The following is a 24,745-nucleotide window of genomic DNA, read 5'->3' on the forward strand; positions in this document are numbered from 1 at the left end:
AACCCGGCCTACAACGACGTGAATGTAGGCCGGGTTCGCGAAGCCGCCACCCGGCAGTTAAACTTCTCATGCCACGTTTGGCATTTCACACCACGCCTTCACGCGCATCCCGCGCAATATCATCAGCCACGCCACGACAATGGCCGCCATCATAATCGCAAACAGCGACCAGTGCGGTAAATGGGTGAGGATGATCCCGGTGATCATCGGGTTTGCCGCCGCGCCCAGCCAGCCGAGCGCCTGCGCGGAGAAATAGCTCGCTTTCATCCCTGGCGGGGCGATGTTGTCGATCAACATGTATTCACCAGGCGCATAAATAATCTCCCCCAGGGTAAAGATCGCCGCGGCGATGCCCCAGTAAATCAGATTCTCGCCGGAGAACATAAACCCACCCAGCCCCAGAATGAAGAACAGCGTCGCAACGGTCATCAATGGCCGAATGTTGCGGGCAGTGATTTTGCGCCCCAGCGCATACTGCAGCGTCACCACCACGGCGGCGTTAACCGGCAGCACCACGGCGACCACCTTTTGGGCGAAATCGCTGTCGTCATTCGCCGCCAGAACATATTGTGAAATGCAGCTGGCAAAGGAGCCACCCACGTATGAGGCGAGCAGGCCGGAGAGCGTAAACCAGAAAAGGGCGCGGTCTTTGAGCAGTACGGAAGGCTGCCAGGGCGTGGTCTCCTGCGCCGTATCCAGGGCGACGCTTTTCTGCACCCAGAAATGGATAAAGCCCAGCGGCAGTGCGGCGCAAAAAGCCGCCAGCCAGAACGGCAGTTGCAGGCTGTACATGACCAGCAGCGTGCCTATCGGTGGCCCGATCGTCCAGCCGATATTCAGAAAGCTGTAGTTCAGTGAGAAAACGCGCGCTTTTTCGCTGGAGGTCAGCACATCGGCGAACCAGGCCTTTAACACCGTGGAGAAAACCGAGTAGGCGCAGTTGATGAGGGCGAAGAACAGCACCACCAGCGTGACATTATCCACCAGCGGGATCGCCACAAAACCTGCGATAAACGCCGCGATGGAGATAAGCATGTAGCGTTTCTTGTCAAACTTATCGGCCAGAATGCCAAACCCGAGGCTGAACACCACGCCAATGGTCAGCGCCACCGTCAATGCATAGCCAATATTCTCCACGCTCATGCTGTAGACGCGCGTGAGATAGATGGTCATAAACGGCAAGGTTGCCCCACGACCGATGGTTAATAACAGTGACGATGCCAGTAACGCTGCGGTGGAGCGCCTGAGTGAGGATTTCATATGCCTGCCCGACAATTGCTTAATCTTATTGTTGTGTGCATTCAGGAGTATCACGACATGCGGGGGATTGTATAGCGCCTGATTTATCCGTAAGTGCCGCGTCTTACTGCCAGAATTAATGATCTTTTCCTCCCGCTGTTTTTTCGCTACCTTGAAGTGTTTACAAAAATTTAATAATCAGGGGCAGGGTATGACGCGTAAAGACGGACTGCTGGCGTTGCTGGTGGTTGTGGTGTGGGGCCTCAATTTTGTGGTCATCAAAATGGGCCTGCATAACATGCCCCCGCTAATGTTGGCAGGGTTGCGTTTTCTGCTGGTGGCGTTTCCGGCGCTCTTTTTTGTCGCCCGCCCGAAAATCCCCTTCAGACTGCTGCTCGGCTATGGCCTGACGATTAGCTTTGGTCAGTTTGCCTTTCTGTTTTGCGCCATCAAATTCGGTATGCCCGCCGGGCTGGCCTCGCTGGTGCTGCAGGCGCAGGCGTTCTTTACCATCATTCTCGGGGCGTTTGTCTTTGGCGAACGTTTGCAGGGGAAACAGCTGGCGGGGATTACCCTCGCGGTGTTTGGCGTGCTGGTGCTGATTGAAGCCAGCCTCAACGGCCAGCACGTTGCGCTGCTGGGCTTTATGCTGACGCTGGCGGCGGGGCTAAGCTGGGCGTGCGGAAACATCTTTAACAAGCTGATCATGCAGCATGATGCGCGTCCGCTGGTGATGTCGCTGGTGGTCTGGAGCGCCTTAATTCCCATTATACCTTTCATGGCCGCGTCGTTTGTTCTGGACGGGCCGCAGCTGATGCTTAACAGCCTGGTTGAGATTGATCTCACCACTGTTATGTCGCTTATCTATCTGGGGTTTATCGCGACCATTGTCGGGTATGGCATATGGGGATCGCTGCTGGGCCGCTACGAAACGTGGCGCGTGGCGCCGTTATCCTTGCTCGTGCCGGTGGTAGGGCTTGCCAGCGCGGCCATCCTGCTGGATGAAGAACTGAGCGCATTGCAGCTGTTTGGCGCGGTGCTGATTATGGCGGGTCTGTATATCAACGTCTTTGGTTTGCGCGTCATGCGAATGAGGCGGGCAAGGGGATAGGCAAAAAAAAACCCCGCATCTGCGGGGCAAAAACGAATCAGAGGTCGTGGTTGTAGTACGGCACGCCTAATTCGTCGGATTTGTCGCTGCCAGCGCCCATATGGTTAAAATCATAGGGAGACTGGTCATGTGCTGACGGCAAAACTATCGTGTTACAACTGTTTTGCTGCGTTGCACAGTGTGTTTGCTCCGCGAAGGCCTGGCTGGAAACAAGCGCCAGCAGGGCGAGGGCGGCGGAGGCGGTGAATTTCATGATTTCCTCGGTTACGTCTTTGCAGGCGATGATTAACTGCAATGTTTAAGTGGATAAAGATAACGGGATTCACCCGGCATACTGGTAATACGATACTTATGAGGCGGCACGTCGAAATAGTTCTTAAACGTCCGCGTCAGGGTTTGCTGTGATTCAAAGCCGTAACGCTCCGCCAGATAAAGGATCGGTTCATTGCTTTCTTTTAGCTTTTGGGCAATTTCCGTCAGCTTGCGGCTACGAATGTATTGACCTAATGAATGACCGGTCTCTTTTTTGAACATCCGTTGCAGGTGCCATTTTGAGTAACCTGAACGCTCTGACACCTTTTCAAGGGAGAGCGGCGATTCCAGGTTATCTTCGATCCAGTCCAAAATGCTATGAATGGTGATAGCGTCAGTATTGCGTCTGGACATCGTCATACCTCTTTTCTGTATTACGGCAGTATTTTCTTAAGCAAAAGCTCAAGTGTTGCCACTTCATCTGCCGTTAAGTTTTTTGTTAGTTCCTGGTGCAGTGTTAGTCCTACTAATTGATGACATTGCTCACACATCTCCGCGCCGTCGCTGGTGAGTTTCACCAGTACGCCACGTTTGTCATTCGGGTTAGGGCTACGTTCTATCCACCCCTTGCAGACCAGGCGATCCAGCATGCGGGTTAACGCACCGAGATCGACAGAGAGCACCTTCTTCAGCTCAACCGGCGTGATACACACTTCGCAGCGAATGGAACACAGCACTTTGAACTGTGTTGCGGTGATATCCAGCGGAGAGAGATAGTCATTGAGCAGGCGATCTTTCTTCTGATTCACCATGTGAATAAGACGACCCAGTGGAATTATGTCGTTAAAGAGATCACTGGTGCTTTTCACAATGGTTGCCCTGGCAAGTAGTTTAGTCACGGCAGATATTATTGCTCAGGCAAGTATAAGTCAACTGAATGAATCGGCCGATGCCACGAATTGCTAAAACGTTTCATGAACTTTTTTCGAACGCTTTTATATCAGTTACATAACGCAGGGTTATTTTTCTGTACGCAAATAATCCTTACGTTGTAACCATGGCTCCATGAGTGGGTTTCACCCTATACTTGCGGTGTTGAAAATGGATAAGGACAGCGACGCATTATGGTGGATTTGATTAAAGCAATTGGTCTTGGGCTGGTGGTTTTGCTGCCGCTGGCTAACCCACTGACCACGGTTGCGCTCTTTTTGGGGCTGGCAGGGAACATGAACAGCGCCGAGCGCAATCGTCAGTCGATGATGGCCTCGGTGTACGTGTTTGCCATCATGATGGTGGCCTATTATGCCGGGCAACTGGTGATGAACACCTTCGGGATCTCTATCCCCGGTCTGCGGATTGCGGGTGGGCTGATTGTGGCGTTTATCGGCTTCAGGATGCTGTTCCCGGCGCAGAAAGCGCACGAGTCACCGGAAGCTAAAAGTAAATCCGAAGAGATGGAAAACGAATCGTCGACCAACATCGCCTTCGTTCCCCTGGCCATGCCGAGCACGGCGGGCCCGGGGACCATTGCGATGATCATCAGCTCCGCCTCAACGGTGCGCGACGGGTCCACTTTTCCGGACTGGGTGATTACCGTTGCACCACCGCTGATCTTCGCGCTGATCGGCATTATCGTATGGGCCTCTTTGCGCAGTTCAGGGGCGATTATGCGCTGGGTTGGCAAGGGCGGGATAGAAGCCATCTCGCGGCTGATGGGCTTCCTGCTGGTGTGTATGGGCGTGCAGTTTATTATTAACGGTGTGCTGGAAATTATTAAAACCTACCATTAGCGTCATGCCCGACGGCGCTGCGCAAACGGGGTTGTAGGCCGGGTAAGCGCAGCGCCACCCGGCAAACGCTTCAGCCGTTATTCACCCGTTCCTCCAGCGCCACCGGCCATTTGCGGAAGATAAGTACCGACCACACCAGCGCTATCGCCGCCGGGATCGCGCCCAGGTAGCCGATGGCCGACATCGAAACGTGCAGGCTGATCTGATTTCCCACCAGCGCACCCGCGCCGATCCCCAGGTTGAAGATGCCTGAGAACAGCGACATCGCCACGTCGGTGGCATCCGGTGCCAGCGCGAGCACCTTAACCTGCATACCCAGCCCGATAATCATGATGGCAACGCCCCAGAACAGGCTGAGGATCGCGAGGTGGGTTTCACTTGCTGCCGCAGGCATGAGCAGCAGCAGACAGGCCAGCAACAGCCCGATCGCACTGCTCACCAGAGTCGACGCATGCTGGTTACCGAGCTTCCCGAACAGAATACTGCCGATGATGCCCGCGCCGCCCAGGATCAGCAGCAGGATGGTGGCAAAGTTCGCGCTAAAGCCCGCCACGACCTGCACAAACGGCTCAATGTAGCTGTAGGCCGTGTAATGGGCCGTCACCACAATCACGGTTAACAGATAAATACTCATCAGCGCCGGGCGGCGGATCAGCAGCGGCAGGCTTTTCAGCGAGCCGGAATGCTCGCTGGGCAGTTTTGGCAGCAGCTTGACGAGGCAGATAAGGGTGATCAGCGCGCCCATGCCGATAGCGAAAAACGTCGTGCGCCAGCCGAAATATTGCCCCACGATGCGCCCGATAGGCAGCCCGAGCACCATCGCCAGCGCGGTGCCGGTAGCAATCAGGCTCAACGCCTGAGCGCTTTTACCCGCAGGGGCGAGGCGAATGGCCAGCGAGGCGGTAATTGACCAGAACACCGCATGCGCAAACGCGATCCCGACACGGCTTATCACCAGCACCGTGAAGTTCCATGCCATAAATGACAGCGCATGGCTGGCGATGAACACCACAAACAGGCCGATTAACAGCTTGCGCCGCTCCATCTGGCTGGTCAGCAGCATAAAGGGCAATGACATCAGGGCCACCACCCACGCGTAGATAGTGAGCATAATCCCCACCTGCGCCGTTTCCATCCGGAAACTTTGGGCAATGTCAGAGAGCAGCCCCACGGGGACAAATTCAGTGGTGTTAAAGATGAATGCGGCAATAGCGAGCGTGACCACACGTAGCCACGCGACCTTGCGGGAAACAGTGTTCGTTGTCATAGAAGCGTCTGGGATTGGTTGCGAAGAAGAGAGGAGACGATCTTAAAGCGTTCAGCGGCGAAAACTCAACCATTATGTGACGTAGATCGCAATATTTACCGGCAGAGAGCGGTAGCGGAGCGCACTGTTTTCCCTGAAGATAAAGGTCAGCACAGCGATGACAGGCGGTAAGACAATGCAGGAAATTGATTTTTATCTGGTAGATGCCTTTAGCGACACGGCGTTTGGTGGCAACGCGGCAGCGGTGTGTCCACTGGAAGAGTGGCTCGCGGACGAGACGCTGCTCAAAATGGCGCAACAGCATAACCAGTCCGAAACGGCGTTTTTCGTGCGCACCGACGAGGGCTTCGAGCTGCGCTGGTTCACCACGCAGTATGAAATCAACCTTTGCGGCCATGCCACGTTGGCGGCGTCCCACGTCATTTTTGAATACCTGGACTACCCACAGACGGAAATCACCTTCTCAACCCGCTTTGTCGGCAACCTGACGGTCAAACGCAACGGCGACTGGCTGACGCTCAATTTCCCGGCGTGGTCCACTGAGGCCGTCGACCAGCCACCGGTAGCACTGTTCAGCGCGCTGGGCATCAGCGGGGCGAAAGAGGTGCGTCTGGGGCGGGATTATCTGGTGGTACTCGACAGCCAGCAGCAGGTGGAAGAGCTTACACCCGACATACCGGCGATGCTCCCGCTGGATAAGATGGTTTGCGTCACCGCGCCCGGTGAGCAGTATGATTTCGTCAGCCGCTTTTTCTGCCCGGGGGAAGGGGTGCCGGAAGATCCGGTGACGGGTTCCACCCACAGTATGTTGATTCCCTACTGGAGCGAAAAACTGGCGAAAACCCGGCTTAATGCTCGCCAGGTTTCAGCCCGTGGCGGGGATCTGCGCTGTGAACTGATCGGCGATCGCGTACTGATTAGCGGCCAGGCCACGCTGTATCTTAAAGGGAAAATATTCCTCCGCCAGTCTTGATATCAGCCTGCGGGCGCGGGCAACTCGCGCTCATTTAGCAGGGCGATAAAGGCTTCAAGCTGGCGCGTCATTGCGCCGCGCCGCCACACCAGCCACGTTGTCAGCCAGCGCCAGTTTTCCGCCAGCGGCCACGCCTCCACCTGATGATGCCCCGGCATGCTCTGTAGCATCGAGCGGGGCATCAGCGCAATGCCTGCACCCGCAATCACGCAGGCCAGCATTCCGTGATAAGACTCCATCTCATGGATGCGCCCTGGCATCGCCCGGTCTGCATGAAACCAGCTTTCCAGATGTCGGCGATACGAGCAGTTGGCGCGAAAGGCGTAGACGTCGCTGCCGTTTACCTGCGCGGCGCGGGAGACGACATCGTGTCCGGCGGGCGTCACCAGCATCATCTCTTCCCGGTACACCGGCATCCCTTCCAGTTCAGGATGGGAGAGCGGGCCGTCGACAAACGCGGCGCTCAGCGTCCCTTCCAGCACGCCGTCGATCATGGTCCCGGACGGGCCGGTCGAGAGGGCAAACTGTATGCGCGGATAGCGCTGGTTAAACTGCGCCAGGCTTTCCGGAATGCGAACGGCGGCGGTGCTTTCCAGCGCGCCGAGGGCAAACAATCCCTGCGGTTCATCCCCGGCGACAACCATGCGCGCCTCGTCAACCAGCGCGAGGATCTGCTTGCTGTAGCGCAGAAAGTTGTGCCCGGCGGGGGATAAACGCAGACGCTGGTTTTCACGGATAAACAGCTCAACGCCAAGATCGGCCTCAAGCTGACGAATGCGGGTCGTCAGGTTTGAGGGAACGCGATGCACTTTTTGCGCCGCTTGGGTGATGCTGCCGGTCTGCGCGACGGCGTTAAACATTTCAAGCTGGGTCAGATCCATAGCATTCTCGATTCGTGAATAAGGTGGTCAATATTATTCATTTTTAAGAAATAGCAGATCGGGCCACACTGAATCAACTCTTATAATACGTGGAAAACATCATGACGCATTCCCCTGCAACACACGCACTCTCTGTAAACCCGGCGACAGGCGAAACCCTGGCCGCTTATCCGTGGGCAACGTCCGACGAGGTCCAGCACGCCATTGCGCTGGCCGATAGCGGTTTTCGTCAGTGGCGCAATGAAAGCGTGGCGCACCGCGCGCAAAAACTGCGCGACCTCGGTGCGACGCTGCGTAACCGTGCGGAAGAGATGGCGCAGATGATGTCCCGTGAGATGGGCAAACCCATCCTGCAGGCACGTGCTGAGGTGGCCAAGTCTGCCGGCCTCTGTGACTGGTATGCCGAACACGGCCCGGCGATGCTGCGTACGGAAGCCACTCAGGTCGAAAATAACAACGCGGTGATTGAGTACCGTCCGCTGGGGCCGATTCTGGCGGTCATGCCCTGGAACTTCCCGCTCTGGCAGGTGCTGCGCGGCGCGGTGCCTGTCCTGCTGGCGGGCAACAGTTATCTGCTCAAGCACGCACCCAACGTGCTCGGCTCGGCGCAGCTGATTGCGCAGATCTTCGCCGAGGCCGATTTCCCTGAAGGGGTGTTTGGTTGGGTTAATGCCACCAACGAAGGCGTAAGCCAGGCGATTAACGATCGCCGCATTGCGGCCATCACCGTGACCGGCAGCGTGCGTGCCGGGGCAGCTATTGGTGCTCAGGCGGGGGCCGCGCTGAAAAAATGCGTGCTTGAACTCGGCGGTTCCGATCCTTTCATTGTATTAAACGACGCGGATCTGGATCTGGCGGTGAAGGCGGCGGTGGCCGGACGTTACCAGAACACCGGGCAGGTATGTGCGGCGGCGAAGCGTTTTATCGTCGAAGAGGGCATTGCCGATCGCTTTACCGAACGTTTCGTGCAGGCCACCGCGGCGCTGAAAATGGGCGAGCCGGATCAGGAAGAAAACTACCTTGGCCCGATGGCCCGTTACGACCTGCGTAATGAACTGCATCAGCAGGTGCAGGCGACGTTAGCCGAAGGGGCAACCCTGCTGCTGGGCGGTGAGAAGATTGCCGGGAAGGGGAACTACTATGCGCCAACCGTACTGGGTAACGTGACGCCTGAAATGACGGCTTTCCGCCAGGAGCTGTTTGGCCCGGTGGCCGCCATTACGGTGGCAAAAGATGCGGAACATGCCCTCGCACTTGCCAACGACAGCGACTTTGGTCTATCCGCCACGGTGTTTACCGCAAACGCAGAGCAGGCCGAGACATTCTCTCAAGGGCTGGAGTGCGGCGGGGTGTTCATCAATGGCTATAGCGCCAGCGATGCCCGCGTGGCGTTCGGCGGCGTGAAGAAGAGTGGATTTGGCCGCGAGCTGTCCCACTTCGGTTTGCACGAGTTCTGCAATGTACAGACGGTCTGGAAGGATCGCGTTTAACCTCCCTCAAGGCCTTCCGCGTGAAGGCCTTTGTCATGTTTCTGCAATGGTTCTGTCATTTTCCTCTCGTAGACTTCCACGCGTCTAACGCTTTGTTACAGAAGAAAATTATGAACCTAACGCAAATTTTTCGCCGTATTGCGCCGCGTCTTTTTCCGCATCAGTTTGGTCTGCTGGCCGGTATTTTTTGTATTATTGGACTCTTCTCGGCATTACAACTTTCCTCCTCGATTCTTCTTGGCGCATCGCTAAAAGACGCTCAGCGCAACGAACGGCATAACCAACTGGCCTATCAGCAGCAGGGCAAGCTGGATTTAGCCCGCGTCTCCCTGCTGGCGGCAAGCGATCTGCTTAACCGTTCCGGCGTCTATTTTATGCAGGACAAAGAGACAGGCTCTGAGGGTAGCTGGCACAGCCTGATGGACGAAGCGCAAAAGGCGCTGGCGGTGTCGCAGCAGGCCTGGCAGGCGTGGCTGGCACTGAACCCGCCGAAAGATGAGGCGCTGGTGAACAGCTATCAACTGTTTTACGGCGCTATCAAAGAGCAGGCCGACGGGCTGGTCGACACTCATTCCATCGACGCTTTTTTTGCCGTGCCTGCTCAGGCATTTCAAACTGATTTCAACGATAACTACGCCCGTTATCAGCAGGCAAGCGAGAAGCAGGCCATGCAGGGGCGGCAAACCTTAATGGCGCAGCTCTCCGACCTACAAACGGCGTTTCTGTTTGCGCCGCTGGTACTGCTGGCGATTGCCGCTGCCGTGTGGTTTGGGATGGTAAAATGGGTCATCACGCCGCTTCGCCGGCTAATTGCGCATATCGATCGTCTCGCGGCGGGCGATTTGTCCGGTATGCCGCCGGATGTGGTGCGCTTTAACCGGGAGATAGGGCAACTGAGCGACAGCATCCGCACCATGCAGCGTGGCTTGCAGGCACTGGTGACGCAGGTCAGCGATGCCACGTCGTCAATGGTCGAAAACATTGGCGCCCTGGCACAGGGCAACGAGGCGCTGTATCACCAGTCAGCGCGTCAGGCAAAAGAGCTGGAAGAGGTAACTGCTCATATCGCCACGCTTGAAACCCACGTCGAAGGCAATACAGGCTATGCGAAACTTGCCAGCTCGCGCGCGGACGAAGCACGTCAGGCGGCTGCGGGGGGCGATCGTATGATGTCGACCGTGAATGCCTCCATGCAGGCGATCGTCGACCGATCCGCCGAGATGCGGGGGATCGTCGCCATGATCGATAACGTGGCGTTTCAGACCAACATCCTCGCGCTGAATGCCGCCATCGAAGCCGCGCACGCGGGCAACCAGGGACGCGGGTTTGCGGTGGTGGCGAGAGAGGTCGGGTTACTCGCCAGAAAGAGCAGCCATTCCACGCAAACCATCCAGGAGCTGATCAATCACTCGCTGCAGGGCATCGAGGATGGTTCAAAAGCCGTTAGCCGTCTGGAAGATAACCTTCAGCAGGTCACCGGGCTGGTGGCGAAGCTGAGCAGCCTGCTGAGCGATATCTCCTCGGCCACGCTGAGCCAGGGAGAAAGTATTCACCTGATGACGCGGCAGCTGCAGGCACTGAATCGCGTTTCGCGTCAAACAGACCTGCTGGTCAGCGATGCGTCGCAGGCTTCCGCGCGGCTGCATCAGGAGTCGGGCCAGCTGCTCACGGCGGTTTCGCGTTTTCGTCTCCCGGCCTGACGCAACATCGCAGCCTCTGGTATACTCGCAGCCCGTTTTAGCCTGAGGGCAAGGAGCAAAGAGTGGCTGCGGTCATCCATAATGAGATGCTGGACGAGATTCTGGCGCAGGTTCGCCCGTTAATTGGGCAGGGTAACGTTGCCGACTATATCCCGGCGCTGGCGTCCGTGAACGGTAATAAGCTGGGGATTGCCATCTGCACCGTAGACGGGCAACGTTTTCAGGCCGGGGACGCGGAAGAGCGTTTCTCCATTCAGTCGATCTCAAAAGTGCTGAGCCTGGTGGCGGCCATGCGCCAGTATGACGAAGAGGAGATCTGGCAGCGCGTTGGCAAAGATCCTTCCGGCCAGCCGTTCAACTCGCTTTTGCAGCTTGAGATAGAGCAGGGTAAACCACGCAACCCGTTCATCAACGCCGGGGCGCTGGTTGTGTGCGATATGCTGCAAAGCCGTCTCAGCGCACCGCGTCAGCGGATGCTCGAAATTGTCCGCCAGCTTTCCGGCGTGCAGGACATAACCTACGATCCGGTGGTGGCCCGCTCTGAGTTTGAGCACTCGGCCCGTAACGCCGCCATTGCCTGGCTGATGAAATCCTTCGGCAATTTTCATAACGACGTTGCCACCGTTCTGCAAAACTATTTCCACTACTGCGCCCTGAAAATGAGCTGTGTTGAGCTGGCGCAGACCTTTTTATTCCTCGCCCATCAGGGCCACGCGCAGCACCTTGCTCAGGAGGTCGTGTCACCCATGCAGGCCCGGCAGATTAACGCCCTGATGGCGACCAGCGGTATGTATCAAAACGCCGGCGAATTTGCCTGGCGCGTGGGGTTACCCGCCAAGTCCGGCGTGGGCGGCGGGGTGGTGGCGATTGTGCCACATGAGATGGCGATTGCCGTCTGGAGCCCGGAACTGGATGAGACGGGGAATTCACTTGCAGGTGTGGCGGTACTGGAAAAGCTGACGCACCGGCTGGGACGTTCTGTTTACTGATGTCGACGTTAGATCCTCTTTTTGCCCGCCTCGCGCGGTCAACCTTCCGCTCGCGTTTTCATTTAGGCGCGAAAGAGCGGCAATACTGCTGGGATAAAGGCCCGGACACCATCGATCGGCATGCGGCTGATTTTATCGCGCAGCGCCTGGCACCTGCCCAGCCGACGAATGACGGAAAACAAACGCCGATGCGCGGGCACCCGGTGTTTATTGCTCAGCATGCGACGGCCACCTGCTGTCGTGGCTGTCTGGCAAAGTGGCACGCGATACCGCAGGGGCAGGAACTGACTGCGCAACAGCAGCAGTACGTCGTGAGCGTGATTCATCACTGGCTGGTAAAAGAGATGAACGCCTAAATTTGACGAGTTATGATCCTGTTGGTTCTGTGCTATAGATATTTATTCACTTATTTCCCTTCATGAAGATGACCGCAAATAATTGCCATACGTCATTATATGGATCCCTGTTTAATGCGTTCTGAACTCTCGTCCTTCAAGCTATTTTCACCAGACAGCCCTCTGCGTAACGCGGCAGGGATATTTGCTCTTACCACCTTGTTCTATTTTATTGGTGCTGAGCTGCGTCTGGTGGAAGCCTTATCCCTTTTCTGGCCGCTCAACGGCGTGATGGCGGGGATCTTTGCGCGTTATGCTTACCTTAACCGGCTGCATTATTACGCGGTGTCGTATGTCGCGATGTTGTTATATGACGCGGTGACGACCAACTGGGGCGTGGCGTCTCTGGTTATCAATTTGTCGAATATGGTGTTTATTATCACCGTCGCGGTGCTGGTGCTGCGGGATAAACGGCTGATGAAGAAAACGCCCGATCCGCTCAACGCGCTGCGGCTGTTCAACTATTGTCTGATCGCCGCCTTGCTGTGCGCGCTGCTGGGAGCGTTAGGCTCGGTCGGGATCGATAGTCATACCTTCTGGCCGCTGTTTGCCGACTGGTTTAGTGAGCAGTTCTCAACGGGCGTGTTAATTGTGCCCTGTATGCTGACGGTGACAATGCCGGCGCGCCTCCCACGCCTGACGCCGGAGGCACTGTTACCGGTGCTGGCGCTGATGATCTCCGTGGCGGCGTCCGTGGTGATTGGCGGAGCAGGGAGTCTGGCTTTTCCGCTGCCTGCGCTTATCTGGTGTGCGGTGCGGTACTCGCTTCCGGCCACCTGTCTGCTGACCTTTATCACCGGCGCGGTAGAAGTTGTGCTGGTGGCGAACTCCGTCATCAACATTGCCGTTGCCGCGCCGCTCTCCACGCCAATGATGTTTTCCGCCCGTCTGGGCATTGCGACGATGGCGATTTGTCCGGTGATGGTCTCCGTGAGCGTGGCGGCTATTAACTCGCTGATCCGCCAGGTGTCATTGCGGGCGGATTATGATTTCCTGACCCACGTCTATTCCCGTTCCGGATTGTATGAAGCGCTGAAACAGGAAGAGACGCACAAGCACTCCCGCTTTCTCACGGTGATGCTTCTGGATATCGATTATTTCAAAAGCATCAATGATAACTACGGTCACGAGTGCGGCGATAAAATCCTGACCGCGTTTGCGCAGAAGGTGCAGCAGGTTGTCGGTGAGGACGGGCTGGTAGCCCGGATGGGCGGAGAGGAGTTTGCGGTGGTGGCCAATACCGGTGATGCGCAACGTGGCTTTGAGCTGGCCGAGCGAATCAGGCTGACGATCGCCAATAATCCCTTTACCTGGCGTCAGCAGACGTTGTTTTTGACGGTCAGTATTGGGCTGGGAAGCGGGAAAGCCGACCCGCGGGCGTTGACCGAGGTTTTCAACACGCTGCTGACCGAAGCGGATGACTATCTCTATCGTTCGAAAAAAGCAGGGCGAAATCGTACCAGTGCGCGTATGCAGGACGATACGATTGTGGCCGACGCTGAACGGGATGCGGAAGAGGCGTAACCGTCACCACCTTAGGTAGCGCGCGGTATTAAAGCGAATGAATATCCGATAAATTGCTTGCTACGTATTTTTAAGCTCAATAAGATACCGCAAGAAACATATCGGAAAAATCTTAGCATGAATGCAACCGACCCTCTCAGCATGAAGCCTCGCTTACCGGGACGTCGGTTTGTCAAACGTATGTATCTGATGCGTATGCTCGGTACGCTTCTCTGCTTTTTCCCCATTCTATCGGTATTGCTTGAGCAGCAGCGCCCCCCGTGGCTTATTGGCCTGCTGGGGGCTAACGCCTTTATCTGGCCGACGGTGGCCAGGTATCGTGCACGACATTCAACGACCCCCCTGGCGACTGAACATCAAAACCTGGTCCTTGACGCTGGAGCAGGCGGATTCTGGATTGCCATGATGGCGGTAAATCCGCTGCCCTCTGTGGTGATTGCTACTATTCTGCTAGCCGATCGGCTCTCTGCGGGCAGCTACACACTGCTGAAAAAAGCGGCCGCACTGATGCTGGCGGTTTTTCTGGTGAGCTGGCTGAGTCAGGGAATGGCCATCAATCCGGTGGTCTCTTCGCGGACCCTTTACGCTACCTTGCCGCTGATCGCCATCTATATCATCGCCCTGAGCGTTCTGACGGACGGGATCGCCTTGCGCCTGCGGATCAAAAGTCGCGAGCTGGAACGGATCGCAATGATGGATCCGCTACTGGATATTGCTAACCGGCGACTGCTTGAAAAGCGTATTGAGCATGAGCTGAGTAAACTTCGCCAGGCATGCCGTGATTCTGCGCTGATGTTTATTGATATCGATAATTTCAAGGACGTTAACGATCGCTACGGCCACAAAGTCGGGGACGCGATGCTGGCTACTGTGTCGGAAATTCTGCATCTGGCCACGCGCCCGACGGATACCCCCGCCCGGCTGGGCGGCGATGAGTTTGTCATTCTGCTGCCGAATACCACCGTCGACGAGGCGCAGGTTGTCGCCACGCGCATTATGGACGCCACGGCCGTGATGAAAGATGTGGCTCAGGAAGCGGTCCCTTGCACGCTCAGTATCGGCATTGCCTGTGCCACCCGCGACATGAAAAGCGTGACCGACTGGCTGCAGGCGGCCGATAGCGCCCTCTATCATGCGAAACGCGAAGGTAAGAACCGGATCTTCGCGCACTGACAAAGTGCCGGTTTAAGCTACGCTGTTAATAACGCAAGGCACAAGGAGATGTCATGAAAGCCCCTGCTACCCCTACAGATGAAAATGAACGCCTGGCCGCACTGCGCGAATCGGGCCTGCTTGATATTGACCGTTCTCCGGCTTTTGACCGCCTGACGCGGCTGGCGAAACGCTTTTTCCAGGTACCGCTGGCTATGGTTAATCTGATTGATGAGCATTCGCTTATCGTCAAGTCGGCCGACGGCAAAGCGCCTGACGTGGTACCGCGCCACATCTCTTTCTGCGGTCATACTATCCTCGGTGAAAAACCGCTGGTGGTGGGGGATATGCTTCAGGATCCCCGCTTCGCGGATAATCCGCTGGTGGCAGGCGAACCCAATGTGCGCTTCTATGCCGGATTTCCGCTGCGCCTGCGTAACGGGGCAAGCGTCGGCTCGCTGTGTCTTATCGACTATGCGCCCCGGGAGTTTAACGCGGCGGATCTTGCCGTGCTGAGCGATTTAAGCGCGCTGGCGGAAGATGAGTTTGCGGCGGTCAGCGCGGCAACCACGGATGAACTGACGGGGCTGTTTAACCGCCGCGGCTTTAACCAGATTGTCGAATTTGCGCTCTCCGTCGCCAGACGGCGGGCAGAGCCACTGACCCTGGGCTGGATGGATTTAGACCACTTTAAGGATATCAACGATCGCTTTGGGCATGATGAAGGCGATAAGGCTCTTAAAGCGATGGCTCGTCTGATGCAAAGTTCCTTCCGTGAGGCTGACCTGCTGGTCCGCTTTGGCGGAGACGAATTTGCGGTGCTGTTTGCCGATACCGACGAACAGGGGGCCTGGATCGCCATGCACTATCTTGTCGAACAGGTTGAACACTACAACGCGCGTCAGCAGCACCCATGGTCGCTCCATTTTTCCTGGGGCGTGAGCGAATTCGATCATCACGGCAACGATATGCAGCAGTGGCTGAAAAATGCCGATGAGAAAATGTACGCCATGAAGCGCCAGCGTCACCAGAAGGGATAACATAACAAATACCTATGGCTGGAGGGGTTGCGTTGCCCAAAGGTGACCCGCAAAGTGAAGCGGTACTCAACACAGGGAAAATCCATGAACGCACCGCTTCAGCTCCAGATCTTGTCACGAGACATCCTTCTTACCCACCTTGATGCGCTGGCCGACATCCTTGAAAACTGCGTGAACGGCGGCGCATCGGTAAGTTTTATGCTGCCCTTTAGCCATGAGAAAGCCCGCGCGTTTTGGCTGAATATCGCTGCGAGCGTGGCACGAGGCGAGCGTACCGTGCTGGCCTGTTTTGACGAGCAGCGCCAGCTCATCGGGACGGTTCAGCTCATCACCGACCAGCCTGAAAACCAACCCCACCGTGCCGACGTAGCAAAACTGTTGGTTCACGAAAAGGCGCGACGCAAAGGCGCTGCGCTGGCGCTCATGAACGCGCTTGAACAGGTGGCGCGGGACAAAGGGATTTCGGTTCTGGTGCTGGATACGGCAACCGGGAGCGGTGCCGAACACTTTTACCTGCGGGCTGGATGGCAAAAAGTCGGTGAGATCCCACGCTATGCGCTTATGCCGGACGGTGAACTGACCGGCACCACGCTGTTCTATAAATTCCTGTAATTATTTTTTACAACCACTCGCTCCCTTGATCAAAACAGGGTTTATGGTCGTTAAGTTTTGGTAAGTTATTAGACCAATCTTATCAGGCTGTATGACTAATCATAAAAGGAACCCTGTCGTGAACACACTCAACCGTCGTGATTTCCCTGGCGAGCTTTACCCGGAGCGTATCATTCAGTTTGGCGAAGGTAATTTCCTGCGCGCGTTTATCGACTGGCAAATCGATCTGCTCAATGAACATACCGACCTTAACTCCGGAATCGTGATTGTTCGCCCGATTCAGAGCGATTTCCCGCCGTCGCTGAGCACGCAGGATGGTCTCTACACCACGATCATTCGCGGGCTGAACGAGCAGGGCGAAGCCGTGAGCGATGCACGCCTTATCCGCTCGGTTAACCGTGAAATTAGCGTCTATAGCCAGTACGACCAGTTCCTGAAGCTTGCCCATAATCCGTACATGCGCTTTGTTTTCTCGAACACCACCGAAGCGGGGATCAGCTATCACGCCGGGGATGCGTTCGACGATGCGCCTGCGGTTAGCTATCCGGCTAAACTGACGCGTCTGCTCTACGAGCGTTTCAGCCACTTTAACGGGGCGGCGGATAAAGGCTGGGTCATCATTCCGTGCGAGCTGATTGATTACAACGGCGATGCGTTACGAGAGTTAGTGCTGCGTTATGCCCAGGAGTGGGCGCTGCCTGCGGCCTTTATCCAGTGGCTAAACGAAGCCAACACCTTCTGCTCCACGCTGGTCGACCGTATCGTAACCGGCTATCCGCGTGATGAAGCTGCAGAACTGGAGGCCGGGCTGGGGTATCACGATGCGTTTCTCGATACCGCCGAACATTTCTATCTGTTTGTTATTCAAGGGCCTGAATCCCTCGCCCGGGAGCTGCGTCTGGACCAGCTCCCGCTTAACGTACGGATTGTAGACGACATTAAGCCGTATAAAGAGCGTAAAGTGGCGATCCTCAACGGGGCGCACACCGCACTGGTGCCAGTGGCATTCCTGGCAGGGCTGGATACGGTAGGCGAGGCGATGAACGACACGGACGTCTGCGCGTTTGTGGAAAAGGCCATTTACGAGGAAATTATCCCGGTGCTGGACCTGCCGCGTGATGAGCTGGAATCCTTTGCCCGCGCCGTCACCGGGCGTTTTCGCAATCCGTACATCAAGCATCAGCTGCTGTCGATTGCCCTGAACGGGATGACCAAATACCGCACGCGTATTCTGCCGCAGCTGCTGGCGGGGCAGAAGGCCACCGGCAAACTGCCGGCTCGTCTGACCTTTGCGCTGGCGGCACTGATGGCGTTTTATCGGGCGGAGCGTAACGGTGACGTTTATCCGGTGCAGGATGATGCTCACTGGCTGACGCGTTATCAGCAGCTCTGGGCACAGCACACTGATAAGCAAATCGATACCCGCGCGCTGGTGACTGCGGTTCTGAGCGTCAGCGAACACTGGGAAAGCGATCTCACCCAGGTTCCGGGACTGGTAGAGCAGGTTGCCACGGATCTGGATGCCATTCTTGAGCAGGGTATGCGCGCTGCCGTTAAGCCGCTCTGCTAATCTTCTCGTCCCGGCTTCGGCCGGGATAATTTATAATATTAGTTACAACATACTATTTAACCCTGTTTTAAAAAAGAACATCAGCACCGTGCGCTTTACGCTTATCAGGAGAGAAAATGCAATGTTCTATTAACAGACTTGCAACCGTGACGGGGATCACGTTTAATAGCGGCGCATTTTCCTTTCCTGAAGCTCACTATGATTGTTCGCCCTCAACAGCACTGGTTACAACTCATTTTCGTCTGGCACGGTTCCGTTTTACCCAAAATCTATACCCGCCTGCTGCTTAACTTCCTGCTTTCGATTACTGTGATCGCGATGCTGCCCTGGTATACCTCGCTCGGCGTCAGGTTTACCGTGGCACCGTTCAGCATTCTTGGCGTGGCTATCGCGATCTTTCTGGGTTTCAGAAATAACGCCTGTTATTCGCGCTACGTCGAAGCTCGCCAGCTTTGGGGGCAGTTGATGATAGCGGCCCGGTCGCTGTTTCGCGAGGTAAAAAATACCTTGCCTGACGATGCCCATCTCGGGGAATTCGTGCGCCTGCAAATAGCGTTTGCCCACTGCCTGAGAATGACGCTTCGCCGCCAGCCTCAAGCCGATCGGCTTTCAGCCTATTTATCCGCTGAACATCTGCATAAGGTGATGGCCTCAAACTCTCCGGCAAACCGCATTTTGCTGATCATGGGGGAATGGCTTGCTGTCAGGCGTCGGGAAGGGCAGCTCTCAGACATTTTGTTCCACAGTCTCAACAATCGACTTAACGATATGTCCGTGGTGCTTGCCGGCTGCGAGCGCATTGCCACCACGCCCGTGCCGTTTGCCTATACGCTGATTTTGCACCGCACGGTTTATCTCTTCTGCATCATGCTGCCGTTCGCCCTGGTGGTGGATTTGCACTACATGACCCCCTTCGTCTCGGCGCTGATTTCCTACACGTTTATCTCGCTGGACACCCTGGCAGAGGAGCTGGAAGATCCATTCGGTACCGAGGATAACGATCTGCCGCTGGACGCCATCTGCAACATGATGGAACGCGACCTGTTGCAGATGAACGATGAAGAGAACATTCCAGCGCGACTGATGCCGGATAAACACTATCAGCTGACGTAACGGGCATTCCATTCGTCGCGGGTGATTTCCCACAGTTCAGAGTCCAGCAGGCCGCTGACGTAGGCTTTCTTTTCAGTTCGGATAAGCCGCATGCCGCTACTGGCTGAAATACGCTGCGAGCGGCTATTGGCGGCCGCTTTCGGCGCACGGAGCACCGGTTTGTTCAGCGTATTGAACCAGTAATCCGTCGCCGCAATGCTGGCTTCCCGCATGTACCCCTGGCCCTGAAATTCCGGCGCCAGCCAAAAACCACGGTTATTGTCTTCCACATCGTATAAGCAGATGATCCCCATCAGCTCGTCCGGGGCTTCGCGTCGGCGGATGCTCCAGAACCACGCAATCCCTTTGTCCATGTCAGGCAGAGCGACGTTATTGACATAATATTCTGCACCATCATCGGGATAGGGCCACGGAACAGATGAAACCATATAACGAACGATCTCCCAGCGCGGGTATCGCTGTTGGATCTGTGGCGCATCTTCAGCAACCAGGGGCTTAAGTAGTAAACGAGGCGTCGTCAGGATAGGTATCGTCATCCGCTGTTCTCCTTTTTTTAGCGTTATGCATTTGCGCACCTTCTGGTATTTTCATCATTACCACAATCCAGACTGAGAATCTCTCGTTCCTGAACATTAATGAGTGAGGAAGACATAGCCGTAACGGTACGTGCTTTACGTGAAGATGATTACCCCCGGTGGCGCACGCTGTGGGATGGATATACCCATTTTTATGACTGTGAACTGGATGAATCCGTTACGGCCTCCACCTGGCAACGCGCGCTAAACCCGGATTCTGCTCTGTTTTGCCGCGTTGCTGAAATCGAGGGCAAGGTGGTGGGTTTCGCCCTGTGCGTGTTGCATGACGGCACATGGTCAACGGCGCCGATTTGCTATCTTGAGGATCTGTTTGTCGACGCTGAGGTCAGGGGGGCGGGGGCCGGGAAGGCGTTAATCGATGCGCTGATGGAAGAGGGCAAGCGCGAAGGGTGGTCAAAACTTTACTGGGTCACCCGACACAATAATCCGGCGCGCAAGCTGTACGACAAATTTGGCGAAGCGGACGATTACGTTCGTTATCGTATCTCGCTCTAAGCCTTTATGCCTGGGTTTGTATCACAGTGTATCTGTGCCGGAGATACATACACAGGCATGCAATAAAGAGCCTTTCACACATATCCGCTATACAAAACAGTGGTGTTATATCCCCGTCAACTGTACTCACTCGGAGATAACATCATGTTTAGCAAACTCGCTTATTCCACACTCGCGTTAACCGTTTCTCTCGGCACCGTCATGTCCTGCCAGGCTGAAGTTACCGGAGCCGATTACAAAAACGCCTTTAATCAGGTCCACCAAATCAACGCCGGCGATCTTAACGTTGGCTATGTCGATATCGGCCCGAAAGATGGGCAGCCCGTCATATTGCTGCACGGCTGGCCGTATGACATTCACAGCTACGCGGACGTTGCGCCGCTGCTGGCGGCGAAGGGGTATCGCGTAATCGTGCCTTCGCTTCGCGGCTACGGCACAACGCGGTTTATCTCGGACAAAACGCCGCGTAACGGCCAGCCGTCGGCGATGGCGAAAGACATCGTTAACCTGATGGATGCCCTGAATATCAAGCAAGCGGTCTTCGCGGGCTATGACTGGGGTGCCCGTACGGCGGATATCGTCGCCGCGCTCTGGCCGGAGCGGGTGAAATCCCTTGTATCGGTCAGCGGATATCTCATCAGTAGCCAGGCGATCGGCGAAAAACCGCTGCCACCCAAAGCGGAAGTGCAGTGGTGGTATCAATTCTATTTCGCCACCGCGCGCGGGGCAGAAGGCTACGCCAAAAATACGCATGACTTTGCCCGCCTGATCTGGTCCCAGGCATCGCCGGACTGGAAATTTACCGACGCGACCTTTAACGCCAGCGCCGCCTCGCTCGATAACCCGGACCACGTCGCCGTCACCCTCAGCAACTACCGCTGGCGTTTAGGGCTGGAAAAAGGCGAGCGCAAATATGATGCCTACGAGCAAAAACTTGCTGCGCTGCCGAACATCACCGTACCGACGATCACTATCGAGGGCGGTAACAATGGCGCGCCACACCCTGCACCTGAGGCCTATGCGGGCATATTTACAGGGAAATATGAACACCGCACCTTTGGGGCAACCGTTGGTCACAATCCACCGCAGGAAGATCCGCAGGATTTTGCTAAGGCGGTTATCGACGCTGACAAGCTCTGATATGTGCTATTTTCAATTGGTTACCCTTCTGTCAGGAGCCTGCGGTGGAGCATATTGATCATATCCTTGTCGTCGATGACGACAGGGATATTCGTGACTTAATCGTCGATTACCTTAATAAATCAGGCTATCTCGCCTCCGGCGCGGCCAACGGCAAAGAGATGCGCGTGGTGCTTGATAAACAGCATATCGACCTGGTGGTGCTGGACGTCATGATGCCTGGCGATGACGGACTAACCCTCTGTCGACAGCTACGCAGCAGCAAATTTAAAGATTTGCCGATCCTGATGCTTACCGCACGAAACGAAGAGACCGACCGGATCCTCGGCCTGGAAATGGGGGCCGACGATTACGTTGTCAAACCCTTTGTCGCTCGTGAACTGTTGGCGCGGATCAAAGCCATCCTGCGCCGTTTCCGCACCATGCCGCCCAATCTGCAGGTTACCGAGGCCGGTCGTTTAGTGGTGTTTGGCGAATGGCAGCTGGATACCGTTGCCCGCCATCTCATCGACAATGAAGGTATGGTGGTAGCGTTGAGCGGGGCGGAGTACCGGCTTCTGCGCGTGTTCCTCGACCATCCACAGCGCGTGCTGACGCGCGACCAGCTGCTGAACCTGACGCAGGGGCGAGATGCCGAGCTGTTCGAACGTTCGATCGACCTTCTGGTGAGCCGCGTTCGCCAGCGTCTCAATGAGGATGCCCGCACACCTGCCTATATCAAAACCGTGCGCAGCGAAGGCTATGTTTTCACCATGCCCGTGACCATTATCGAGGCAAATGAATGACCCTTTGGCCCCGTTCGCTACTGGCCCGGCTGCTGATTATTGTGCTTCTGGGACTGTTGCTGGCTAACTCTCTCAGCCTGACTCTGGTACTTTACGAGCGAATGCGCAGCGCACGCACGGTGATGCTCGGTAACCTGGAATATGATGTGGCGACCAGCGTGGCCATCCTTGACAGGCTGCCGGCGAACGAACGTCCGCAGTGGCTGGATCGCCTTGACCGGGGTAACTATCGTTATCTGCTCGGGCCGGGAGAGCCGGGTTCTCCTCCCCGGGATAAACGCTCGCGCGACGCCATTCGCACCTTAAAAGAGACGCTGGCAGACAGCTACCCGTTGTACTTTACCGCCGTTCCCGGGCCGATCTCGCACATTCAGGCGCATCTGACGCTGAGCGACGGCGCGCCGTTAACCATCGATCTGATCCCCCGCATGCCGCCGGTCGCCAGCTGGCTTCCCGTGGTGCTGGTTTTGCAGCTGCTGCTGGTTGCGCTTTGCTCATGGATTGCCGTGCGTCAGGTGGTGCGGCCATTTTCACAGTTCACGCGCGCGGTGGACACCCTTGATCCCGCCGCTAACATGCCCATGACGGAAAAAGGGCCGATGGAAGTCCGTCGGGCGGCACACGCGTTTAATGCGATGCAGTCGCGCATTCAGTCCTACCTGCGGGAGCGGGCGCAAATCCTGGCCTCGATTTCGCACGATCTTCAGACCCCCATAACCCGCATGAAGCTGCGCGTGGAGATGGCCGAACAGCCAGAACTTCGCGACAAGCTGCTGAATGACCTGGACAATATGTCGCGCCTCGTACGTGAAGGCATTGCGTATGCCCGGTCATCAGAAACCCTCGAAGAGACCACGCTAAAGATGGAACTTAACGCGTGGATCAACAGTATTGCCAGCGACTATCAGGACATTGGTAAAAACGTGCAGTTTCATGCAAACGAGGCGCGATTGCCCATCGTCACGCGTCCGCAGGCGCTGCGCAGGGTAATGACCAACCTGCTCGATAATGCCCTGAAGTTTGGCGGAGAGGCCATCATCAGAATTGATAATATCAGTGAAGAAGAGGTTGTTATTCATATTCTGGATAACGGCCCGGGGATCCCGGAGGCGGAGATCGAGGCGGTACTGCAGCCATTTTACCGGGTCGAGACGTCGCGTAACCGCGAGACCGGCGGAACCGGGCTAGGGCTGGCAATCGCCACCCAACTTACCGCCCAGCTCAACGGCAAACTGCATCTGGCCAACCGGGCAGAAGGCGGGCTGGACGTGAGCGTCACGCTGCCACGTCGGTAATTGTACGGCTTTGTATCGCATTGCCACCGCGATACGCTGAAAGACAAAATTCGCCGTTTTGCACATAACCTGAATACATCAGTACGTTCAAATGACCCCACTGCAGTTTCGCAGCCACTCTGATATGTGAGGTCATTATGTTTCTGATTATCGCTTTTTTGGGCGGGATGATAAGTCTGCTCAGCCCCTGTACGCTCCCGGTTATTCCGCTGCTGTTTGCGGGTTTCCAGGGACAGCGCCGTCAGTTCCTGGCGCTCCTCTCCGGTATGATCGTGATGTTTACCCTGGTGGCGATGGTCGTCACGGTTGCCAGCGACAGCATTGCGCAGGCGACGGTGATAGGGCGCGGGGTTGCTCTCGTTATTCTTGCGGTGGCGGCCCTGGCGCTTATCTTTCCGCAGTTTGCTCAACGCATTGCCGGGCCTGCCGTTGCCGCAGGAAATGTGTTAAACGCCCGCAGTGGACAGACGCGCGGGGTGCTTTCCGCTTTCCTCGGCGGGCTGGCGGTAGGGCTGCTTTGGTCACCCTGTGCCGGACCGATCCTTGGCGCGATTTTTAGCATCAACATTGCTGGCCATTCGGCTATCGCAACCGGCGCGCTGCTCGCCGCATACGGCAGCGGTTGTGCCGCGATGCTGGGCCTGCTTGCCGTGGGCGGACGCCGGCTGATGGCGCCTTTACGGGCAAAATCGGCCCTTATGGAGCGGCTGCGTCAGGGGGCGGGCGTCATGATGCTGGTCGCCGTGGTATTCAACGCCACCGGAATGACCTCGGCGTTGCAAGGGGCCAACGGGCTTGCCGATCGGCTCGAGAATACGCTCTTAACACTGGTTAAACCCGCCAGTACCGGGGTGAAACTGCAGCCTGTGGTGCAAACGACGACGACCAGCCAGTTACCGTCTCTGGACGGCGGAACCGGTTGGGTAAATGGTGACCCTGTCACTTCTGAATCACTACGAGGCAAGGTGGTCCTGATCGATTTCTGGACCTGGGACTGCATTAACTGCCAGCATACGCTGCCGCATGTGCGTGACTGGGCGAATAAATACCAGTCGCAGGGCCTGGTCGTCATCGGTGTCCATACGCCAGAATACCCGTGGGAAAAACCGCTTTCGTCCGTTAAAAACGCGGTGAATAAATGGCAATTGCCGTACCGGGTAGTGGCGGACAATAACTATAAAATCTGGACCGCGTTCGGCAATCAGTACTGGCCCGCACACTATTACTTCGATGCGAAAGGCCAGCTGCGTTATACCGCTTTTGGCGAGGGGGATTATGAAAAACAGGAGCAGGTTATTCAGCAGCTGCTGAAAGAAGCCCGCTCCTGATCGTCGCC

Annotated in this window: 25 protein-coding genes; 18 read left to right on the forward strand and 7 right to left on the reverse strand. The window is 56.2% G+C overall.

Going from position 1 to position 24,745, the window contains the following annotated elements; translation table 11 throughout:
- Positions 1–66 precede the first annotated feature (66 nt).
- Positions 67–1,260, reverse strand: a complete 1,194-nt coding sequence (gene ydeE, locus QLG21_RS11000) for an efflux MFS transporter YdeE (RefSeq protein ID WP_282484389.1) — start codon at positions 1,258–1,260, stop codon at positions 67–69.
- Positions 1,261–1,450: 190 nt separating this feature from the next.
- On the opposite strand from ydeE, the gene eamA reads away from it, so the two are divergent.
- Complete coding sequence (eamA, locus tag QLG21_RS11005; protein WP_282484390.1) at positions 1,451–2,350, forward strand: O-acetylserine/cysteine exporter; 900 nt, start codon at positions 1,451–1,453, stop codon at positions 2,348–2,350.
- 37 nt (positions 2,351–2,387) lie between these two features.
- On the opposite strand, the gene marB is transcribed toward eamA, so the two are convergent.
- From marB to marR, 3 genes are read right to left on the reverse strand one after another with little or no spacing between them, the layout of a single operon-like run.
- Positions 2,388–2,603, reverse strand: coding sequence for a multiple antibiotic resistance protein MarB (gene marB, locus QLG21_RS11010; protein WP_058608790.1), 216 nt, complete (start codon positions 2,601–2,603; stop codon positions 2,388–2,390).
- A gap of 32 nt (positions 2,604–2,635) precedes the next feature.
- A complete protein-coding gene (gene marA, locus QLG21_RS11015; protein ID WP_001303241.1) occupies positions 2,636–3,016 on the reverse strand; it encodes an MDR efflux pump AcrAB transcriptional activator MarA in 381 nt (126 codons plus the stop codon).
- 20 nt (positions 3,017–3,036) lie between these two features.
- Entirely contained in the window at positions 3,037–3,471 is a 435-nt protein-coding gene (marR, locus tag QLG21_RS11020; protein WP_042319808.1) for a multiple antibiotic resistance transcriptional regulator MarR, read from the reverse strand.
- A gap of 255 nt (positions 3,472–3,726) precedes the next feature.
- Here marR and QLG21_RS11025 point away from each other — a divergent pair, with 255 nt between their 5' ends.
- Positions 3,727–4,392 (forward strand): MarC family NAAT transporter, encoded by a 666-nt coding sequence (locus QLG21_RS11025; protein WP_006175246.1) that lies wholly within the window; start codon positions 3,727–3,729, stop codon positions 4,390–4,392.
- Positions 4,393–4,462: 70 nt separating this feature from the next.
- Here the strand turns inward: QLG21_RS11025 and QLG21_RS11030 are convergent, their stop codons facing one another.
- Complete coding sequence (locus tag QLG21_RS11030; RefSeq protein WP_282484391.1) at positions 4,463–5,659, reverse strand: sugar transporter; 1,197 nt, start codon at positions 5,657–5,659, stop codon at positions 4,463–4,465.
- Between the two features lie 175 nt (positions 5,660–5,834).
- Here QLG21_RS11030 and QLG21_RS11035 point away from each other — a divergent pair, with 175 nt between their 5' ends.
- Positions 5,835–6,632 carry a PhzF family phenazine biosynthesis protein gene (locus QLG21_RS11035; protein ID WP_282484392.1) on the forward strand — a complete coding sequence of 266 codons (798 nt, stop codon included), beginning with the start codon at positions 5,835–5,837 and terminating at the stop codon, positions 6,630–6,632.
- A gap of 2 nt (positions 6,633–6,634) precedes the next feature.
- Here the strand turns inward: QLG21_RS11035 and QLG21_RS11040 are convergent, their stop codons facing one another.
- Positions 6,635–7,513, reverse strand: coding sequence for a LysR family transcriptional regulator (locus QLG21_RS11040; protein ID WP_006175252.1), 879 nt, complete (start codon positions 7,511–7,513; stop codon positions 6,635–6,637).
- 101 nt (positions 7,514–7,614) lie between these two features.
- On the opposite strand from QLG21_RS11040, the gene sad reads away from it, so the two are divergent.
- The 10 genes from sad (at position 7,615) to QLG21_RS11090 (ending at position 19,098) form a co-directional block, all read left to right on the forward strand.
- Positions 7,615–9,003 (forward strand): succinate-semialdehyde dehydrogenase, encoded by a 1,389-nt coding sequence (sad, locus tag QLG21_RS11045; RefSeq protein WP_282484393.1) that lies wholly within the window; start codon positions 7,615–7,617, stop codon positions 9,001–9,003.
- Between the two features lie 110 nt (positions 9,004–9,113).
- The gene (locus QLG21_RS11050; RefSeq protein ID WP_282484394.1) at positions 9,114–10,703 is read left to right on the forward strand and encodes a methyl-accepting chemotaxis protein; all 1,590 of its coding nucleotides are present in this window, start codon (positions 9,114–9,116) and stop codon (positions 10,701–10,703) included.
- Between the two features lie 62 nt (positions 10,704–10,765).
- Positions 10,766–11,692, forward strand: a complete 927-nt coding sequence (glsB, locus tag QLG21_RS11055; protein WP_282484395.1) for a glutaminase B — start codon at positions 10,766–10,768, stop codon at positions 11,690–11,692.
- Positions 11,692–12,048 (forward strand): DUF4186 domain-containing protein, encoded by a 357-nt coding sequence (locus QLG21_RS11060; protein ID WP_282484396.1) that lies wholly within the window; start codon positions 11,692–11,694, stop codon positions 12,046–12,048. The genes glsB and QLG21_RS11060 overlap by 1 nt, the downstream gene beginning before the upstream one ends.
- 114 nt (positions 12,049–12,162) lie before the next feature.
- Positions 12,163–13,611, forward strand: a complete 1,449-nt coding sequence (locus QLG21_RS11065) for a sensor domain-containing diguanylate cyclase (RefSeq protein WP_282484397.1) — start codon at positions 12,163–12,165, stop codon at positions 13,609–13,611.
- Between the two features lie 180 nt (positions 13,612–13,791).
- The gene (locus QLG21_RS11070) at positions 13,792–14,784 is read left to right on the forward strand and encodes a sensor domain-containing diguanylate cyclase (protein ID WP_282484539.1); all 993 of its coding nucleotides are present in this window, start codon (positions 13,792–13,794) and stop codon (positions 14,782–14,784) included.
- Positions 14,785–14,837: 53 nt separating this feature from the next.
- The gene (locus QLG21_RS11075; RefSeq protein WP_282484398.1) at positions 14,838–15,803 is read left to right on the forward strand and encodes a sensor domain-containing diguanylate cyclase; all 966 of its coding nucleotides are present in this window, start codon (positions 14,838–14,840) and stop codon (positions 15,801–15,803) included.
- Positions 15,804–15,887: 84 nt separating this feature from the next.
- Positions 15,888–16,415, forward strand: coding sequence for a GNAT family N-acetyltransferase (locus tag QLG21_RS11080; RefSeq protein ID WP_006175264.1), 528 nt, complete (start codon positions 15,888–15,890; stop codon positions 16,413–16,415).
- Positions 16,416–16,533: 118 nt separating this feature from the next.
- Positions 16,534–17,985: a tagaturonate reductase gene (locus QLG21_RS11085; protein WP_282484399.1), complete on the forward strand. Its 1,452-nt coding sequence runs from the start codon at positions 16,534–16,536 to the stop codon at positions 17,983–17,985.
- A 198-nt stretch (positions 17,986–18,183) separates the two neighbouring features.
- On the forward strand, positions 18,184–19,098 hold the full coding sequence (locus QLG21_RS11090) for a bestrophin family protein (RefSeq protein WP_006175268.1): 915 nt from the start codon (positions 18,184–18,186) through the stop codon (positions 19,096–19,098).
- On the opposite strand, the gene QLG21_RS11095 is transcribed toward QLG21_RS11090, so the two are convergent.
- A complete protein-coding gene (locus QLG21_RS11095) occupies positions 19,086–19,634 on the reverse strand; it encodes a GNAT family N-acetyltransferase (RefSeq protein WP_088209095.1) in 549 nt (182 codons plus the stop codon). The two genes, QLG21_RS11090 and QLG21_RS11095, sit on opposite strands and share 13 nt — an antisense overlap.
- Before the next feature lie 114 nt (positions 19,635–19,748).
- Between QLG21_RS11095 and QLG21_RS11100 the strand changes: the two genes are divergently transcribed.
- The 5 genes from QLG21_RS11100 (at position 19,749) to QLG21_RS11120 (ending at position 24,737) form a co-directional block, all read left to right on the forward strand.
- Positions 19,749–20,189: a GNAT family N-acetyltransferase gene (locus tag QLG21_RS11100; protein WP_102890865.1), complete on the forward strand. Its 441-nt coding sequence runs from the start codon at positions 19,749–19,751 to the stop codon at positions 20,187–20,189.
- A 144-nt stretch (positions 20,190–20,333) separates the two neighbouring features.
- Positions 20,334–21,329: an alpha/beta hydrolase gene (locus QLG21_RS11105; RefSeq protein ID WP_282484400.1), complete on the forward strand. Its 996-nt coding sequence runs from the start codon at positions 20,334–20,336 to the stop codon at positions 21,327–21,329.
- A gap of 44 nt (positions 21,330–21,373) precedes the next feature.
- Positions 21,374–22,114: a response regulator gene (locus tag QLG21_RS11110; protein WP_006175274.1), complete on the forward strand. Its 741-nt coding sequence runs from the start codon at positions 21,374–21,376 to the stop codon at positions 22,112–22,114.
- Positions 22,111–23,409, forward strand: coding sequence for an ATP-binding protein (locus QLG21_RS11115; protein ID WP_006175279.1), 1,299 nt, complete (start codon positions 22,111–22,113; stop codon positions 23,407–23,409). Before QLG21_RS11110 ends, QLG21_RS11115 begins: the two co-directional genes overlap by 4 nt.
- A gap of 137 nt (positions 23,410–23,546) precedes the next feature.
- The gene (locus tag QLG21_RS11120) at positions 23,547–24,737 is read left to right on the forward strand and encodes a cytochrome c biogenesis protein/redoxin (protein ID WP_282484401.1); all 1,191 of its coding nucleotides are present in this window, start codon (positions 23,547–23,549) and stop codon (positions 24,735–24,737) included.
- Positions 24,738–24,745 lie beyond the last annotated feature (8 nt).

The sequence above is a fragment of the Enterobacter sp. V87_3 genome (assembly GCF_029967835.1).
GTDB lineage: Bacteria > Pseudomonadota > Gammaproteobacteria > Enterobacterales > Enterobacteriaceae > Enterobacter > Enterobacter cancerogenus.